Genomic DNA, 16909 nt, shown 5'->3' with positions numbered 1-16909 from the left:
TATACTCCCATCTAATAAGGATAGTGGATTACCAACTCGATTTTTTAACACCTGGTATTTGACCTTTATGTGCATATTCGCGAAAAGCTATACGAGACATCTTAAATTTTCTAAGATAACCTCTAGGTCTTCCGGTTATTTCGCATCTGTTTTTTAACCTTGTCGGGGACGAATCTCTCGGTAGTTTTCTAATACCTTGAATGTCACCTTTTTCTTTCAGTTCCTTCCGAATTTCTGCATATTTTTTCACTAATTCTTGCCGTTTCTTTTCTTTTGCTATTTTAGATTTCTTAGCCAACTTTCACCATTCCTTTTCTATTTCTACATTCTCTACTTTGTTTCCCTATGCAAAGTTTTTCTCTTTAACCGCGGACAATATTTCATCAGTTCAATTCTATCTGGATGATTTCTTTTATTCTTTGAAGTAATGTAATTTCTATCACCCGTCTCTGTGCAAGCTAGTGTGATTTTAACTCTCAATTTTTTATCTCCTTCCCGTTTCCTATTATAAAAACTAAAAACAATCAGATATTACATCCCATAGTATAAAACGTAATCATTACGATTTGCAAGCGTTTTTTATTCCTTTATAAAAAAAGAGCCATCATATTGTATGATCGCTCTATCCTTTGATTATTTAATTTACATAGTTGCTAATGGGCTAATTTGGGCTAATTTTCACTGCAACTCTTACTGATTGCTCTAATTTATGATCGAGCATAAAGTTGGCTTGAATATAATAATCATTATCTTTAGCATTCATCTCATTTGCTGAGGGAATTTCCAATGTAAATACTGTTTCTTTCTGCTCATTCGGTTGGACAGGAATCGAACAAAATACAGAGTGAGATCTCACAATTTCTTCTTTATCATTTTCTTGGTTGCAAGCAATCAGATCAATATCATATCTTCTAATCTTCTGTGGGATGAGACCACCAAAAAATTTTATGCCACCTTCAATAATATGGCCTTCTTTATATTCTTCTTCATTAGTAGATAAATGAATTTTCTTCATTCCTATACCCATTTTTAGAGCATATTTTTTAAGCATTCTAGCTATGTCACCTATACCTTCTTATATATTGTTTAATAACTGTTGTTTGTAATCGTACTAAACTATAATAGTATATGATAGAAATAATGGTAAAGAATTTTTTTACATAATTATTTTTTAAAATTATTTATCCTTCTTTTCACCTTAGAATTATAAGCTTTCAATCAGTAACGCATTTTACTAAACAATTAATCAATTCCATTACTCCCTTTTTGAAAGTGAAACGTTACAATTGTCTAACATTTCTTCAGGTAATTAACCAAAAGATAAAGTGCAACGTTATAGTTCTTTAAATTATATAATGCGCATCTACCTTTGACAAGATAAAAACGTGTGCTTTTATAAAATTTACTGTGTTTTTACATTCGTCAGTAGGTACATTATGACGGATTCATTTTTATCGTTCAAAAATAACTATAGTAAGTATTTTAGTTGCATTAAAAGATGCATGAGATTTAGCACCGAACCATGGAATAACAAAGCAGCAGGAATTGTTTCTTATCTTAAACTGTATTGATATAACACTTAAACTTGCTGTACAAAGCAAAACGAATATAATTGAACCGGAATTACCTGCGCATCATCAACTAGTAACAATGAAAAATGTTATCTTAAACTATTTAACCGCAAATGCAGCAAAATAAAGGCTTTTAGAAAAGAGGAGAATAATCATTTCATACTTACCTGAATGTCAGATAGAATGGGGAAAACGTGGTGCAAGAGAAGCAGCAAATCGAGGAGATATTGTGATTATTGTTGATGTCCTCAGTTTTTCTTCTACAGTTGTAACGGGTTTAAATTATGGAGCAATCATATATCCCTATCCCCCTCATTTAAATGGCAAAGCATACGCACAATCATTGGGAGCGCAATATATTCTTGGGAGAGCTGAGGCAGCGAGATTAGATGCACCCACTTTATCACCTGTTACATTTAATCACTCACATGATAGGCAAAAATATGTTTTGAGTTCTTTAAATGGTGCCTTTTGTACTTGGATTGCCTCCCATATACCAGCTTTATTCATTGGCTCTTTATTAAACGCTTCTGCAGTGGCATCAGCTGCAAGTCAAATATCCGCTTCATTAAACGCTAATATTACTGTTGTTCCTTGTGGAGAAGTATGGAATGGCGTGAAAGAATTTGAAGACTCCCTTCGTCCTGCAATGGAAGACTACTTAGGGGCTGGTGCCATCCTTTCTAGGATAGAAGGAAAGCAATCAGCTGAGGTGCAAGTGTGTATTGGCGCTTTTCAGCATTCAAAGTCAACACTTAGTAGATTAATATGGGATTGTACAAGTGGAATAGAATTAAGAGAAAGAGGGTTTGAAAAAGATGTGAAGCATTGTAGCCGTTTAAATATTTATCAAACCGTTCCTATATTAAAAAACCAACATTTTTCTGAGTATACAACAACGACATGAAGAAGCAATCCACAATAATGTTCACAATTGCTTCTTCTTTGGTAGCTTTTAATCTTGTCATCTTCATCTTAAGCTGTTTGATTCGCCAATTATAAGTGTCACTATTTGGTAGAAATCTCGTTGTGCTATGAGGAAGTGGGGATGATTTTCGTCATCTAATAACATAATATAAGGCTCTTCTTCTTCAGGAATAATTAATACCATTTCGTTGATAAAATCATTAAACCATTTGTTTTTTACGGTCAATGATGGTGCCAACGGAATACGAACCATATAGCCGTCTTTAGGCATAGGATTAATTTTCACATATATCCCATTGATTGATTGAAGAATAGATGTTGCTTCTTGTTGTATTTGTTCATTAGGGGGTCGCTTTTTTACAACGTCGTTGACTTCCACATCAAACAATTCCACTTGAGGAAGTCCTTGTGCAGAAGCTGTTGAAACAAATGATAGTAATAGTGCGAAAGAAAGTAAGATCAACATTTTTTTCATCTTAATCACCTCTGTTATTAACTTTTCCCTCAAGATTTTTTTTACTCTTAATTGTGCATTTATTATTTTCTTTCCTATTGAATATTTGGAACATAGTTCATTTAATTTATTAGTTAAATGAAAAAACCAATCTAAGATTTATACTCAGATTGGTTTTTTCTTCTTATGCTTGTAAAGATTTCGCTTGCATCTCGTACATTTGTTCGTATATGCCACCTGCTGCAATGAGCTCTTCGTGACTGCCTTGTTCTTTGATTTCACCTTTATCAAGCACCAAAATGCGATCAGCATTTTTAATTGTAGACAGTCTATGAGCGATGATAAAAGTGGTTCTTCCTTGTTTTAGAACATTCATCGCGTTTTGAATAATTTCTTCCGTTTCTGTATCGATATTTGATGTTGCTTCATCGAGGATTAGGATCGCTGGATCGAAAGCGAGCGCCCGTGCAAACGAGATTAATTGTCTTTGACCGGAAGACAAAGTACTTCCTTTTTCAATTACCGGTTCATCTATCCCTTTTTCTAAATGTGATAGCACTCGATCAGCACCAACTGACTGAATCGCATGCTCCACTCTTTCTCTTGTAATATTAGGTTGATTTAAACTTACATTCGAAGCAATAGTCCCTGTAAAAAGATACGGGTCTTGTAAAACTATCCCCATATGTTCACGAATCGTTTGTCGTGGTATCGTCGTAATATCCACTCCATCAATATAAATTTTACCGATTGTTGGATCATAAAAGCGAAATAATAAGTTCATAATCGAGCTTTTTCCTGAACCTGTATGACCCACGAGCGCAATCGTTTCTCCCTTTTTCGCTTGGAATGAAATATCCTTTAAAACAAAATCAGGTTCTTTATATGCGAAGGATACTTGATCAAACACCACATGCCCTTTATATTTTGGTATCTTTTCATTAGATACCTTCTCACCTTTTAATGCTAAAACTTCAAATACACGATTCCCGGCTACAAGTGAACGCTCCATTTGCGAAAATTGATTCACAATATTTGTAATCGGATTAAAAAGTCTTGTTAAATAGTCAACAAACGCATATAGTGTTCCAGCTGTCACTATTTGTGTACCACTAAATGATTGTGTCCCAAAATAAATGATAAAACATGTAAATAACAGTAGCCTTAACGTATTTACAAGGTTATGAGAAGTCGCAGAATCAAGAATAATTAGCTTTCTCTCATATTGATAATGTTCTTCATTCATTTCATCAAACTCTTTCGTCATTTGTTTTTCTCGACGGAAAGCTTGAATAATAGTCATCCCTTGAATGGATTCATTGATCATTGCATTAATATCAGCAATTTTTGTTCGGATCACGTCATTATACTGTGAAGCATACTTTCTATATAGAATCATCCAAATATAAACGATTGGTATCATAACGAGTGCGATTAAAGCCATTTTCCAGTTCAAAATGAATAGGGCAATATAGACACCAGTTATAGAAATGGCACTCGTAGCAAAACTCGAAAGTACTTGCACAAATAAGTTTCTTATTGCCTCTGTATCATTTGTCACTCTTGCAACAATTTTACCAGATGGTAATTGATCAAAAAAACCAATTGGTAATGTTTGAATATGCTTGAATACATCTTTTCTTAATGCTTGAATAATTCTATTTGAACCCTTTTGTAATTGTAAATACATAAAATAACGGAAAATAGCCGTACAAATTGATAACGAGAAATATAGAATGAGTAAGTATAGAATTGGTGTAAAGTCAAATTGGCCGACTGTCATATGATTATCAATGATATGTTTAGCAATAAAGGGGCCCGCTAGGTCAGTGAACACTGCAATGGATAGAAATAACAACCCGAGTAAAATGGTGCCTTTAAACCTTAGCGCATACGATAATAATTGTTTGCCTGTGCTCATGAATTGGCCCCCTCTAGCTGTTGGCGTACATACTGTTCTTTATACCAACCGTCTTCATTAATTAAATCATCATGTGTACCTACTTGTGTAATCACACCATTATCTAAAACAATAATTTGATCTGCGTGTTGAATACCTGATAAACGATGTGTTGTAATAATTGTCGTTTTTCCCGCTCTTTCGCTTTGAATATTGCTAATAATTGCAGACTCTGTTTTTGCATCTACAGCAGATAAGGAATCATCTAATATTAAAATATCAGGATCTTTAATTAATGCGCGAGCAATCGATACCCGCTGCTTTTGTCCCCCTGATAAGGAAACACCTTTTTCACCTACTAACGTATTTAACCCGAGCGGAAGATAAGCTAAATCTTTTGTAAAAGCAGCCAAATCAATCGCTTTTTCTATTTCTTCGTCTGTGGCATCTTCTTTACCGAATAATATATTTTCTTTAATTGTTCGAGAAAAAAGCACGTGACTTTGTGGTACATAGCCAATCCAATCTAATACTTGTTCTTTCGTCTGTTGGGAAAGGTCGATATCATCAATAGATATTCCTCCTTCTCCTAAAGGATACTCCCTCAACAATTGGCGAATAAAGGTCGTTTTCCCTGCGCCTGTTTTACCCACAATTCCTAACGTTTCACCACTTCTTAAGCTTAAATTAATATTTGAGAGGTTAACGACTTTACTCGTAGGATATTGAAAGGTTACCTCTTGGAATTGTAAAATATGGGGCTTATCGACTGCTAAAGGTTTTGTTGGCGGCATGATATCCGCTTCATAATTTAATGTCTCTTGCACTCTGTCTAAAGAAGCGTTCCCTTGTTGCATCACATTGATTAACTCACCAATAGCAAAGATTGGCCAAACCGCTAATCCTAAATAAACATTAAAGGTAACTAGTTGCCCAACAGATAAGTCTCCATTAGCCACTAACACTGATCCATAACCGAGTGCGACAATATAACTAATACCAGTTCCAATTGTTGTGATTGGATTGAATAAAGCATTTATCTTGGCGGTATGCATATTTTTCTCAAAAACATCTTCACTCATATCAGCAAACCGTTGTTCATCTGCCTTCTCTTGCACATAGGCGCGAATAACTCTCACACCAGAGACGGATTCTAAAACACTATCATTCATCTCGCCAAAAGCATCTTGTGCTCTCATATACCTTTCATGGACAAGTTTGCCATAATATTGAATTAATATGGCCATAACTGGGACAGGTAACATGGCGAAAAAAGTAAGTTCCCACGAGATCATGAAGCCCATCGCTAAGATAATACCACCGAGAAAGAAAGTAGAGTCAATCAACGTCATAATCCCAAATCCTGCGGTTAACGAGACGGCATTCAAATCATTGGTCGCCCTGGCCATAAGATCTCCGGTGCGATTTTTTTCATAAAAAGTCGGTGTCATACACAGAAATTGGCTCATTAATTTCCGCCGCATTAATCGTTGCAAGTTGACGGATCCTTCGAATAGACCGTATTGCCAAAAGAAATTTAACATATAGCTAAAAATAATAATACCTAAGAAGACCGCTACATACTGAATAAGTAAATCACGTGTCATTTCACCTTCTGTAATGTAATCAATAATGACCCCAATTAAGTACGGTGGAATAATTTCTAATACAGTAGCTAACATCAATAATAGAACGGCGATACCGTATTGCTTTTTGTATTTTTTAAAAAACCAACCGAGTTTCTTTAACACATCAAACATTTATTACACAACCTTTCCTCTCTTGCTGTCTGTTTCCTCTACCCACAACCTATACGCTGATTTTTTAATAATAATATTCTTTGTTTTCTGTTCATCTTTAACATCCCCTTATCTTTATTCAACTATCTATTAGAAAAACTCGACTTGCACGGAAATTTACATGGCAAGTCTCTGTTTATCTCCCCTATTTTCTTCTCCAAAAAAAGAAAATGCGGTCCCCATAAAGAGGCCGCATTTCTCTTCTAAGGTATGAACGTGTTGCCATACCTCCATTCATTAAAAGAATAAAGCATTATCGAAAAAAAGGTAGGGACGAATATGAATTTGTTTTCATGAATGCCTTCACTCTTGCTTTCATCGTCCTTACCTCCTCTCATTTGTAAATAGCGTCTTTTGAATATTACCACTATTTTCATATTTGTGTCAATATGTTTTTTTCAAAGACATTCTTTTTGAATGCCTGTCTACTTCAACTGTTATGCCAAAAAAATCAGTTAATGTTTCACTCGTAAGTAACTCAGATGTATTTCCACTTTTAAATACCGTACCGTCTTTGATTAATAGAGATTTATTGAAAATCGGAATGATTTCTTCAATATGATGGGTAACGAAAATAATGGTCGGTGCTTCTTTTTGTTTTGAGATACGAGCAATTGAATCCAGCAGCTGTTCACGAGAAACAAAATCTAGTCCCGTTGTTGGTTCATCAAGAATGAGCAATTTTGGATGGGCCATTAGGGCACGAGCGATTAATATTTTTTGTTTCTCACCTTGAGAGCAAGTTTGATAAGTTTCATTCTGTAATTGGATTAAATGGAATTGCTCTAACCATTCATTTGCTTCTTCAATCCATTGAAGGTTCGTCATAAAGTCCGATAGATGCGTATTTCCCACTTACAATAATATCTTGTACTCGCTCGTATGGACGAATCTTCTCTTGAAAAGAAGAGGATACCCATCCAATGGATTGCCTTACTTGCTGTAAGTCTACTTTTCCGTATGTATGACCCAATACTGATATTTGTCCACTAGTTGGCCAAATATAGCCCATAATCATATTTAATAATGTGGTCTTTCCTGAACCATTTAAACCAAGCACTGCCCAATGATCCCCATTATTTACTTGCCAATTCATATTTTTTAGGATGAGCTCTTGATTTCTTGACCAGTAGACATTTTCTATTTGAAGCACTGTATCCATCTTTACCCTCCCTAAAAACTAAACTATATAATAAAAAAACAGAACGGTGCTTTTGGCTTTTGTCCGTCCTGTTTATGTAAATTATTCATTTCACTCATAAAAACTGTCAGGGATACCTGCGAATTTACGCTTATGATATAATAACGGTTCTTTTTTATTGCTTTCTATATCAATTACTTTTCCCACTAAAATACTGTGGTCGCCAGCTTCAATTGTGTCATGCATCTCGCATTGAAATACACCAGCGCAATCAGCAATAATTGGCAATCCATTGGCTGATTCAGACCAATCAGTATTTTTAAAACGATCAAGACCTTTTGAAGCAAATAATGAACAAACTTCTGCTTGATCATGAGCTAATACATGGACAGCAAATTTTTTCGTTTGCGTGAACTTCTCATAAGAAGATACTCTTTTATCAATTGACCACAATAATAACATTGGATCTAATGAAACAGAAGCGAATGAATTCACCGTTAAACCGATAGGGGTGCCTTCTTCGTCCATCATTGTGACAACAGTGACACCAGTAGGGTAATTACCCATGACTTCTTTAAATAAATCTGTTTTACTCATGATTCTTTCCCCTTTCATTCTCCTCATAATCCCCTAAAATTTGTACTTCTCTTTCTAGCTTCACACCAAAATTGGCAAAGACCTTTTCTTGTACAAGATGAATGAGCTGAATATAATCACTAGCAGTCGCTTCATTCATATTCACCATAAAACCTGCATGTTTCGTCGACACTTGCGCGCCCCCAACCGTTAAGCCCTGTAAGCCGCTATCTTGAATCAACTTCCCAGCGAAGTATCCCGGAGGTCGTTTAAAGACACTACCACAAGAAGGATACTCTAGTGGTTGTTTCGATTCTCTCGCAAAGGTAAATTCATCCATCTTTGCTTTTATGTCTGCTTGATTTCCTTTTTGTAGCGTGAATGTCGCTTCTAATACAATTAGCTTTTTCTTAGCAAATGCACTTGTACGGTAAGCAAAATCAAAGTCTTCTGGTGTTAGCGTTAATAACTCACCTTCCGTATTTAAAGCAATGACCTTTGTTAATACATTCGAGATTTCACCACCGTATGCCCCTGCATTCATAAATACCGCACCGCCTACACTTCCTGGGATCCCGCATGCGAACGCTAACCCATCTAGTCCGTGTTCATAAGCAGTACGAGAAACATGAATAATTTCAGCGCCACTACCTGCTGTTATTTGTTTTTCATTAACAGCAATATCGTTAAAATGATTCAGGTTTAACACAATTCCAGGTAAACCATGATCACTAATAATGACATTTGCTCCTTTTCCAAGTAAGGTTAGAGGAATCTTTTTATCGAAGGCAAATTTTACAACCTTTTGTGCGTCTTCAGTATTTCTTGGCTGCACGAAAATTTCCGCCTCGCCACCAACCTGTATATATGTATGTTTTGACATCGGCTCTTGATGATAGATATCACTATTCGTTAATAGCTGACGTAATGTTTCTTTGATGTTCATTTTTTTACTCCAATCTGTTATGCTTTACAAAAAGTCAATGCATTTTTATACTGAAAGGTATAAAAATAAAATAACATGAAATCATGTATTTATCTAGTACTTTGTGAGACGAAAGAAAGTGTGATAACCATGGGTTTAATATTACTAGAAATTTGCGACATGAACCTCTTGTCAGAAGAAGCGTTGCAAGCACTATTAGAAAAATATCCCGAAGTAGCTGTTATGAGCTATGATTGTCAAAACTTATGTGGTCTTTGCAAAATGAGACCATATGCGCTCGTAAACGGACAAAGGATATTTGGAAAAGACTTGCCGGAATGCATTGAAAATATACGCATTAAAATAGAAGAGGAACTGGCATTGTTCGCATAATTCATTCGCACTGGAGCCTAATAAAGGCTCCAGTTTTTTATTTATTTTTTATTGTAATCCCAAATAGATCTTTAGCTAATTGTAAAAATTCAGCTGTTGTTACTTTTCTTTTCGTTATATTCCCCCCTACATTTAGGGTATAGGAACTTTCTGTCAACGTAATCGTTTCATATTCTCTAATAGATGTGAATAGATAACCCTTATTAAAAGGTGAGGATTCACTATGGATAATGGTGTCTTGTATGGTCGTTAATTCATCTTCTGATTGTATAGTGTTTGCCAAAGAGAATTTATACCCTGTTTTCCAATCATGTACACCGTTTTTTTTCATATTTAAAATATATTCATCGTTATTGTATGTGATTCTAAAAAAACCGTTCGCTGATTTGACTTCTTCACCGTCTAACGGTACAGCTTTTAAAGGTAAATTATTGCCAAAACCTGTATCTACTAAGAAAGGTTTATTTTCTTTAGTGAGAATGATACATACATGCGTGTCCCCAGTACTTGACCATGTTTGTTTACTGTGATCATAGACATTCCCTTTTACTAATTTTACATCTAATCCTTCATCTTTTAATACATAAAAAAGCAAAGGGTTCAAATGATAACAAACACCACCAAATCCATTGTTTAAACAAGTTTCTTCAATTAATTCTTTTGTAATAGGTGTTGTGCTTCTCGCCATAATACTCGTGTTTTCAAACGGGAAGATATTTGTTGTTTTTCTTAGAACTTCGTCCAAATTATTAAATGTAATCTTTTCTTGAAAATGAATTTTCTCTTTGAACTTCATTGTCAAGTCTGTCATTGTTCATCATCCTTTGGTATAACTTCACTCTACTATAACACGCTTCGCCTATCTCATAAATGAATCTGCATAAAATTGGCGAGCACAAGGTATCTTTCTGATTCTTTCAATTACTGAGGAGTATTTAATAAGAAAATTAATCATCCCACCTATCACAGATTGCCTACTATTTTATTCCTTAAAAAACCAAACACATGAAACACAAATCACTTTGAATAAACCTTACATAATAAAGAGACAAACCGCTGACAATATAAGCAACAAAGATAGGAGGACTTCATTATGTTATCTGCTGAACAACTACATCATTTTAAAAAATTGTTAACACAATCTTTAAACGAAAATGAACAACAAATAGAGCAAAATCATCATTTCGGACTCCATGAGGAACAAAATAATGTTGGTTTTTCAGGCGAATTATCTAATTACGATAATCATCCAGCTGATTCTGCGACTGAATTATACGAAAGAGAAAAGGACCTAGCCATAGACGATCATTATAGAGATGAAGTTGATGAAATTCGCACAGCTCTTACTGCTATAGAAAAAGGAACTTATGGAGTGTGTCAAGTTTGTCAAAAAGAGATTCCCGTAAGCCGACTTGAGGCATTGCCAACAGCAACAACTTGCATTGAACATAGTCAACAACAGAACTTAAATGAGTACAGACCAATAGAAGAAGAAGTCATTAATGCCGATGTCGAGGTACCACATGATGATAATAACGGTTTTGATGAAGAAGATAGCTGGCAATCTGTTGCAAAATGGGGGAATTCAGATGGACCGTCAGATTTATACGATGCCCCAACAGATTATGAAAAAATGTATCTTAATTCCGGTGAAAATGTTGGCTATACAGAAGAGTTCGAGAATAGTGTGGGAACGGATATCGATGGCAAAAACATTCAAATTTTTGACACTAAACAGTTACGTGCTTATGAAGAAGCACTTGATGAAGAAGGCATTATGACTACTTTCGGTGATTTAAAAGCTTATGAAGAAGAACCTTATGTAGAAAACAAAGAAGATGAGCAATAATAAAAAGCGAGACTATAGCGTCTCGCTTTTTATTATTCACTGCTTTACTTCTCTTCTTTGGCGAGATCGATCATCATGACAATTAACACGAGTAATTGAATCAAGACATCGGCTTCGATCGGAATCATCCTCCTCCATAAATGGTGAAGTTCATTCCTCCGGTTTATCTAAGAAGTAAAGACTTACGTTTCCCTTACTCCATCTATATGCAGAAGCGTCTTCATTATGTCTCCATTTACTAGTAACCAGTGAAGATATACGTTAAACTAAAAAGGATTATATACATAGGTGGGGAGAGTAAATGACATTAAAGGAAATTGAAAACCAATTAGCAGAGTTAAAAATGGACTATATGCGCTTACAAGATGATATCGAAAAGTTAGAGTCATTTGGACGTTCAGTTGAGAAACAAGAATTACGAATGAAAGAAATTGAAGAAGAACTACAAAGGCTTAATCATTTAAAAGCTGAGCTTGAGAAATAATACGCTGACTGCAGGTGTGAAACGGCCTGTTGATTTGCCGCCTGGTCTATATAGTGATAATGAAGGCTTCCCCCAATTTATTTGGGGGGATGTTTCCTGAGTTGATGAACACATGACTTGCACTAAAAAATAATTTTATTTTCATATTTTTGCCTTCACATTCTATTTAACAGAGTGTCAACAGAACGCTGATTTGATATCTTGTGACAGCAATCTTATAATGAGAAACTTTGTGGTTGTAAAAGGATAGTAGAAAAAAAACCACTTGTTGCCCTTCCGATTGGATTTCTAACAAAGACAAAAAATAGGGGTGTTAATCGAAACCTGCTCATTAAATTTAGTTACCCCTTATAACGGATATAGAAAGCTCGCAATTAGAAGAAGTTCAAATACATAACGGTCTAATCGATTATTATGCAGTAACACCGTAACTTTTCTACAAGATGATGTTGCTATTGATACCGTATAAGTTAACTAAAAAGGTGGATGAAGATGAGCATTCTCTGTGGAATCAAGTGATTAATGAGGCAAGCTAAGGAGGCATTACCAATGTCTAAAGGAATGATTCATCATATAGAATTGTATGTGTCAGAACTTTCACGTAGTGTAGCTTTTTGGGATGCATTACTAACAGAGCTGGGTTACAGTCGTTTTCAAACATGGAAGTACGGACAAAGTTGGAAAATAGAGAACAGTTATTTAGTCATTGTACAAGCAGAAGAGAAATATTTAGACATTCCCTATCATCGTTGTCGTGTTGGCCTTAATCATTTAGCTTTTCATGCACAGTCACGAGAGCAGGTTGATGTGATTACAGAAAAATTAAGAGAAAATCATGTTACAATTCTCTATGAAGATAAGCACCCCTTCGCTGGTGGTACAGGGCATTATGCTGTTTATTTTGAAGATCCAGACCGGATGAAGGTTGAAATTGTTGCACCCGCAACATAGTTTCATCTTCATTCTCCACCATTTAAATACTTGTTATCACCCATCATCACATTTTTATCTTCTCTCATATTTACATTAGTAGGAGGCAAATATGGATGATGCCTCCTTTTTCTATCAATCCAAAAAGCTATACTACATAAAAAAACAATGATAAAAAACAGCACCCACATTTATATCATCACCACGCTTTTAATCAATCCTTTTTTGTCTAATCCATTTGGTTGCCACCCACTTTTCTCCTCTTTGTACCGGTAAACTTGAATGTAATGATTTGCGATCGACTTCACCTAGAGAATTACTATAGTGAAAAAAGACAGCAGATCCTTTCTTAGGGGTAAATGAAGCATTAATCTTTGGAAATATCGTTTCACCGCCTGATTCGACATCATTCAAATAGATTAGCATCGTCGCTATTCTTTGGCCGCCTTTACGATTGTCTACACGGTTTTCCGGAAAAAAATCAAAGTGAGACTTATATTCATCACCGACTTCATAATGCAATACTTGCAAACCTTCCCCATTTTCAATTGGATAAGAGGTCAGCAAACTGATTCGTTTTTCAATTCGAGCAATAAAATCATCTTCTTGAAGCTTAAAATACATCCCTTTGCTCGTTCTACCAGCAGCGGCTTTTTCTGCTCCAGAATTCGCATCTATGACTTTAGATGGCTGAAGGCGGCTTTTCGCCCGTTCAATGAGAAAATCACATTCCTCATCTGATAATACATGGTCTAGTTGGATAATCGTTGGTTTTATAAAGTTAGAGCGAACAAACACCATTTGATTATCTACCACAATGGTATGAGGTTGTTCATTTAAATAGACAGGTTCATATTGATAAGTTGAGGCACCTTTAATATCTGAACTGGCAAACGCAATTTCAAACATTGTCTCATAGGCAAACCTAGCATCAAATCCTTTTTTAATCAGACCATTCGTAATAGCTAATGGACTTACTCCTTGTTTTAATGTATCAATAATCCAATCTTGTAGTTCATTTGAAATAGTTTTCATTTTTTCCAAAACAGACGTCAACTCCTCCCCTATTTTGACAATATGTTTTGTTGAGACTGAACAATCTTCATTAGTTGCTCTGAAGAATAAATACAAACACCTTGCTTCTCCATATCAGTGATACATTTCATTGCTTGAGCAACATGCTTGGCTTCAATGGCATATTTCATTTTTTTCTCGTCATTCAATAATGGCGACAAAAGTTGATACAGCTTTTTACCCGCCAGTTCCCCTCTACGCTTTTCTAATCGTTCACCCATTAACAATGAAGGCCTTACAATCGATAACGCAGGTAATGACAATGTTTTTAGTTTATCTTCTAGTAAGCCCTTAATCCTTGGATAGAACAATTTAGAACGGGCATTTGCGTTGATAGAACTTATAATGACAAAATGTTCAACCTCATGACTCTTCGCTAACTTTGCCATCGTATAAGGATAATCTACATCTACTTTAATCATTTTCTCTTTTGTTTTTGCTTTTTTAATGGTCGTTCCTAAACAGCAATAAACGTGATCAACACAAAAATGTTCGGCATATTCTTCTAAATAATCAAAGTCAATGACTAATTCAATCAATTTTTCATGTTTCATATGAAGCGGTGTTCTAACAATAGCAATCACTTTCTCATACGAATCTTGTAGTAATAATTTTAATAATTCTTGCCCAACTAGGCCTGTTGCACCTGCTATCAGCGCAGTCTTTCCCATCTTTAAACCATCCTTCTATATTTTTTCCTTTCATTCTATGATACATGGAAACGGGTACAGATAAAAACAAAAAGTTTGAATTATTGTGCATTTATTGTTTTTTTCTAGTCACGAAGCTTTTCTTTTTGCAAAAATTACATCATATGCCATAATATGACCATAACATTAAAGGAGGTACTACATGAATACAATTACTTTAAACAATGGAGTAGAAATGCCCCAACTTGGCTTTGGTGTTTGGCAAGTGCAAAATGAGGAAGCAACCGCTGCTGTGCAAACAGCCATTGAAGTTGGGTATCGTTCCATTGATACAGCGATGATTTATCAAAATGAAGAAGGTGTCGGCAAAGCCATTAAAAACGCTGGTATTGCTAGAGAAGATCTATTCATTACGACAAAAGTTTGGAATACGGATCAAGGATATGAACAGACATTAAAAGCGTTTGACGAAAGTCTAGAAAAGTTAGGATTAGATTATGTTGATTTGTACTTGGTTCATTGGCCAACACCACAATTCGATACTTATGTAGATACATATAAAGCACTAGAGAAATTATATAAAGATGGTCGTGTAAAAGCGATCGGCGTCTGCAATTTTCATATTGAACATTTAGAACGTATATTAAATGAGTGTTCAGTCAAACCTGTCTTAAATCAAGTAGAATGTCACCCCTATTTATCACAAAACGAATTAAAGGAATTTTGTAACAAACATGATATTTATGTTGAGGCATGGAGCCCTTTACAACAAGGCGGGGAAGTATTACAACTTGATTCAATTAAAGAAATAGCCAATTCAGTAGGAAAAACACCTGCCCAAGTAGTTCTTCGTTGGCATTTGCAGAACGATACAATTGTTATTCCTAAGTCAGTTACACCTTCTAGAATTAAAGAAAACTTCGATGTCTTTGATTTTGAGCTTTCGCAAGCACAAATGGAAACCATTAATAAACTTAATCGCAATGAAAGAAAAGGCCCAGATCCATCGGATATGAATGTTCGCTAATATTCTTTCATCAATAGGATAAAGAGGTAAGTGCTATAATATTCTTATATTTGCACCTCCCTCTTTTTTTATTACCTAAAGGCGTCATTAATATTATATAGGGCTATATCAATATCTAATTCCTCGCCAATTACAAGCTTTGCTAATTGCGCACCTAAATACGGACCAGATGTTAATCCAGATGCTCCTAAACCATTGGCAGCATATAGTTTCTCGTACCCAGGAACTTGACCTATAACGGGTAAAAAACCAGGTGTAAACGGTCTAAATCCCACTTTTGTCTCAACAAGAGTTGCTGCTTGTAAACCAGGGGCCACAGTCAACGCTTTAGATAATACTTCAAGCACGCCCCCCGCTGTCACATTCGTATTAAACGGATGTTCATCCTCATGTGTCGCACCAACAACGACTTTACCATCTTCAAAAGAGAGTAAATAATGATTTGTTGGCGGCTGAACCACAGACCATTCAGATGTGTCTGAATCAGGTACGTGAAGATGGGCAATTTGTGCTTTTTGAGCACTAACTTGAAAGTTGAGCCCTATTGGCTCTAATAATTCCCTTGCCCAAACGCCGGCGGTTACGATGATTTTATCTGCATGTAATAGCTCTCCATTCACCTTTACCCCTTCTAGTTGACCATTTTCACTTACTAAAAAAGCTTCACCATGGATGATATCTGCGCCATATAGTTCGGCGGCTTTAAGCAGCGCCTTCCTAAGTTTACGCCCATCTACTCTAGCCGCTCCACTCACATATACAGATTGAAAATCGTGCGACAGTGGCGGAAAGGCGTCTCTCGTTTTTTCTTGATTATAGCTTTTGATTTCACCGATTTCTGGTGCATCTTCTCGCCTTTTTATCGCCCTTTCTATCATCTTTTCAATTTTTGTTTCGTCGTGATGTAGACTAATCGCACCTACTTTTTTATAACCGGTGTCTTGATCAGTTTCTGCTTCAAGTGCTGGAATTAATTGTTGATAATACTTTGCTCCCCCTTTAGCAAGCTGATACCACGCTTTGTTTCGACGTTGTGACAACCATGGGCAGACGATACCCGCAGCTGCTTCTGTTGCTTGCCCTGCATCTTGCCGATCGATCACCGTCACCTTAAAACCTGCTTTCGCTAAATGGTAAGCCGTAGATGCACCTAGTATGCCTGCTCCAATCACTATCATTTGTTGCATATTTTTTCCTCCATCATGGATA

At 35.7% G+C, this 16909-nt stretch carries 18 protein-coding genes and 1 pseudogene; 6 read left to right on the top strand and 13 right to left on the bottom strand.

The window, feature by feature from the left end; all coding sequences use genetic code 11:
- Window positions 1–28: 28 nt before the first annotated feature.
- From rpsN to MKX29_RS20550, 3 genes are all read right to left on the bottom strand, one after another.
- Window positions 29–298 carry a 30S ribosomal protein S14 gene (gene rpsN / locus MKX29_RS20560; protein ID WP_095373223.1) on the bottom strand — a complete coding sequence of 90 codons (270 nt, stop codon included), beginning with the start codon at window positions 296–298 and terminating at the stop codon, window positions 29–31.
- 32 nt (window positions 299–330) lie between these two features.
- Window positions 331–480 carry a 50S ribosomal protein L33 gene (gene rpmG, locus MKX29_RS20555; protein ID WP_095373222.1) on the bottom strand — a complete coding sequence of 50 codons (150 nt, stop codon included), beginning with the start codon at window positions 478–480 and terminating at the stop codon, window positions 331–333.
- A 181-nt stretch (window positions 481–661) separates the two neighbouring features.
- Window positions 662–1051, bottom strand: a complete 390-nt coding sequence (locus MKX29_RS20550; RefSeq protein ID WP_341107418.1) for a sporulation protein — start codon at window positions 1049–1051, stop codon at window positions 662–664.
- 668 nt (window positions 1052–1719) lie between these two features.
- Here MKX29_RS20550 and MKX29_RS20545 point away from each other — a divergent pair.
- Window positions 1720–2478, top strand: a complete 759-nt coding sequence (locus MKX29_RS20545) for a 2-phosphosulfolactate phosphatase (protein ID WP_341108326.1) — start codon at window positions 1720–1722, stop codon at window positions 2476–2478.
- A 63-nt stretch (window positions 2479–2541) separates the two neighbouring features.
- Here MKX29_RS20545 and MKX29_RS20540 read toward each other — a convergent pair whose 3' ends face one another.
- The 6 genes and pseudogenes from MKX29_RS20540 to murB all read right to left on the bottom strand — a co-directional run bounded on the left by MKX29_RS20540 (window position 2542) and on the right by murB (window position 9314).
- The gene (locus MKX29_RS20540; protein ID WP_224936526.1) at window positions 2542–2973 is read right to left on the bottom strand and encodes a hypothetical protein; all 432 of its coding nucleotides are present in this window, start codon (window positions 2971–2973) and stop codon (window positions 2542–2544) included.
- 163 nt (window positions 2974–3136) lie between these two features.
- A complete protein-coding gene (locus MKX29_RS20535) occupies window positions 3137–4873 on the bottom strand; it encodes an ABC transporter ATP-binding protein (protein ID WP_095373215.1) in 1737 nt (578 codons plus the stop codon).
- Complete coding sequence (locus tag MKX29_RS20530; protein ID WP_341107415.1) at window positions 4870–6612, bottom strand: ABC transporter ATP-binding protein; 1743 nt, start codon at window positions 6610–6612, stop codon at window positions 4870–4872. Before MKX29_RS20530 ends, MKX29_RS20535 begins: the two co-directional genes overlap by 4 nt.
- Before the next feature lie 423 nt (window positions 6613–7035).
- Window positions 7036–7813: pseudogene (locus tag MKX29_RS20525) on the bottom strand (ABC transporter ATP-binding protein).
- Between the two features lie 90 nt (window positions 7814–7903).
- Window positions 7904–8389 carry a flavin reductase family protein gene (locus MKX29_RS20520; RefSeq protein ID WP_224936530.1) on the bottom strand — a complete coding sequence of 162 codons (486 nt, stop codon included), beginning with the start codon at window positions 8387–8389 and terminating at the stop codon, window positions 7904–7906.
- Complete coding sequence (gene murB, locus MKX29_RS20515) at window positions 8382–9314, bottom strand: UDP-N-acetylmuramate dehydrogenase (protein WP_224936531.1); 933 nt, start codon at window positions 9312–9314, stop codon at window positions 8382–8384. Before murB ends, MKX29_RS20520 begins: the two co-directional genes overlap by 8 nt.
- A 129-nt stretch (window positions 9315–9443) precedes the next feature.
- Here murB and MKX29_RS20510 point away from each other — a divergent pair, with 129 nt between their 5' ends.
- Window positions 9444–9686 (top strand): DUF1450 domain-containing protein, encoded by a 243-nt coding sequence (locus MKX29_RS20510; RefSeq protein ID WP_095373211.1) that lies wholly within the window; start codon window positions 9444–9446, stop codon window positions 9684–9686.
- 37 nt (window positions 9687–9723) lie between these two features.
- On the opposite strand, the gene MKX29_RS20505 is transcribed toward MKX29_RS20510, so the two are convergent.
- Window positions 9724–10497, bottom strand: a complete 774-nt coding sequence (locus MKX29_RS20505) for an arylamine N-acetyltransferase family protein (RefSeq protein ID WP_341107412.1) — start codon at window positions 10495–10497, stop codon at window positions 9724–9726.
- Window positions 10498–10779: 282 nt separating this feature from the next.
- Here MKX29_RS20505 and MKX29_RS20500 point away from each other — a divergent pair, with 282 nt between their 5' ends.
- The 3 genes from MKX29_RS20500 to MKX29_RS20490 all read left to right on the top strand — a co-directional run bounded on the left by MKX29_RS20500 (window position 10780) and on the right by MKX29_RS20490 (window position 12970).
- Window positions 10780–11535 carry a TraR/DksA C4-type zinc finger protein gene (locus MKX29_RS20500; RefSeq protein WP_224936533.1) on the top strand — a complete coding sequence of 252 codons (756 nt, stop codon included), beginning with the start codon at window positions 10780–10782 and terminating at the stop codon, window positions 11533–11535.
- Window positions 11536–11836: 301 nt separating this feature from the next.
- Window positions 11837–12019, top strand: a complete 183-nt coding sequence (locus MKX29_RS20495; protein ID WP_224936534.1) for an SE1832 family protein — start codon at window positions 11837–11839, stop codon at window positions 12017–12019.
- A 549-nt stretch (window positions 12020–12568) separates the two neighbouring features.
- Window positions 12569–12970, top strand: coding sequence for a VOC family protein (locus MKX29_RS20490; protein ID WP_251161643.1), 402 nt, complete (start codon window positions 12569–12571; stop codon window positions 12968–12970).
- Window positions 12971–13159: 189 nt separating this feature from the next.
- Here MKX29_RS20490 and MKX29_RS20485 read toward each other — a convergent pair whose 3' ends face one another.
- Window positions 13160–13984, bottom strand: coding sequence for a 2OG-Fe(II) oxygenase (locus MKX29_RS20485; RefSeq protein WP_224936651.1), 825 nt, complete (start codon window positions 13982–13984; stop codon window positions 13160–13162).
- A 29-nt stretch (window positions 13985–14013) separates the two neighbouring features.
- Window positions 14014–14694 carry an NAD-dependent epimerase/dehydratase family protein gene (locus tag MKX29_RS20480; protein ID WP_095373204.1) on the bottom strand — a complete coding sequence of 227 codons (681 nt, stop codon included), beginning with the start codon at window positions 14692–14694 and terminating at the stop codon, window positions 14014–14016.
- A gap of 181 nt (window positions 14695–14875) precedes the next feature.
- Here MKX29_RS20480 and MKX29_RS20475 point away from each other — a divergent pair, with 181 nt between their 5' ends.
- The gene (locus tag MKX29_RS20475) at window positions 14876–15700 is read left to right on the top strand and encodes an aldo/keto reductase (RefSeq protein WP_224936536.1); all 825 of its coding nucleotides are present in this window, start codon (window positions 14876–14878) and stop codon (window positions 15698–15700) included.
- Between the two features lie 71 nt (window positions 15701–15771).
- Here the strand turns inward: MKX29_RS20475 and MKX29_RS20470 are convergent, their stop codons facing one another.
- A complete protein-coding gene (locus MKX29_RS20470; protein WP_341107409.1) occupies window positions 15772–16887 on the bottom strand; it encodes an NAD(P)/FAD-dependent oxidoreductase in 1116 nt (371 codons plus the stop codon).
- Window positions 16888–16909: the final 22 nt, after the last annotated feature.

The organism is Cytobacillus sp. FSL R7-0696 (assembly GCF_038006865.1).
GTDB classification, from domain to species: domain Bacteria; phylum Bacillota; class Bacilli; order Bacillales; family Cytobacillaceae; genus Cytobacillus; species Cytobacillus kochii.
The sequence above is the reverse complement of the archived record's forward strand: the minus strand, read 5'-3'. Positions and strand labels throughout refer to the sequence as shown.

Excerpts from the sequence above, each read along its gene's own strand:
- MKX29_RS20490 (WP_251161643.1), top strand. The coding sequence starts at position 12,569 with ATGTCTAAAGGAATGATTCATCATATAGAATTGTATGTGTCAGAACTT.
- MKX29_RS20505 (WP_341107412.1), bottom strand. The coding sequence starts at position 10,497 with ATGACAGACTTGACAATGAAGTTCAAAGAGAAAATTCATTTTCAAGAA.
- MKX29_RS20520 (WP_224936530.1), bottom strand. The coding sequence starts at position 8,389 with ATGAGTAAAACAGATTTATTTAAAGAAGTCATGGGTAATTACCCTACT.
- MKX29_RS20495 (WP_224936534.1), top strand. The coding sequence starts at position 11,837 with ATGACATTAAAGGAAATTGAAAACCAATTAGCAGAGTTAAAAATGGAC.
- MKX29_RS20500 (WP_224936533.1), top strand. The coding sequence starts at position 10,780 with ATGTTATCTGCTGAACAACTACATCATTTTAAAAAATTGTTAACACAA.
- MKX29_RS20535 (WP_095373215.1), bottom strand. The coding sequence starts at position 4,873 with ATGAGCACAGGCAAACAATTATTATCGTATGCGCTAAGGTTTAAAGGC.
- MKX29_RS20470 (WP_341107409.1), bottom strand. The coding sequence starts at position 16,887 with ATGCAACAAATGATAGTGATTGGAGCAGGCATACTAGGTGCATCTACG.
- MKX29_RS20475 (WP_224936536.1), top strand. The coding sequence starts at position 14,876 with ATGAATACAATTACTTTAAACAATGGAGTAGAAATGCCCCAACTTGGC.
- MKX29_RS20540 (WP_224936526.1), bottom strand. The coding sequence starts at position 2,973 with ATGAAAAAAATGTTGATCTTACTTTCTTTCGCACTATTACTATCATTT.
- MKX29_RS20480 (WP_095373204.1), bottom strand. The coding sequence starts at position 14,694 with ATGGGAAAGACTGCGCTGATAGCAGGTGCAACAGGCCTAGTTGGGCAA.
- murB (WP_224936531.1), bottom strand. The coding sequence starts at position 9,314 with ATGAACATCAAAGAAACATTACGTCAGCTATTAACGAATAGTGATATC.
- MKX29_RS20550 (WP_341107418.1), bottom strand. The coding sequence starts at position 1,051 with ATGCTTAAAAAATATGCTCTAAAAATGGGTATAGGAATGAAGAAAATT.
- MKX29_RS20530 (WP_341107415.1), bottom strand. The coding sequence starts at position 6,612 with ATGTTTGATGTGTTAAAGAAACTCGGTTGGTTTTTTAAAAAATACAAA.
- MKX29_RS20485 (WP_224936651.1), bottom strand. The coding sequence starts at position 13,984 with ATGAAAACTATTTCAAATGAACTACAAGATTGGATTATTGATACATTA.
- MKX29_RS20510 (WP_095373211.1), top strand. The coding sequence starts at position 9,444 with ATGGGTTTAATATTACTAGAAATTTGCGACATGAACCTCTTGTCAGAA.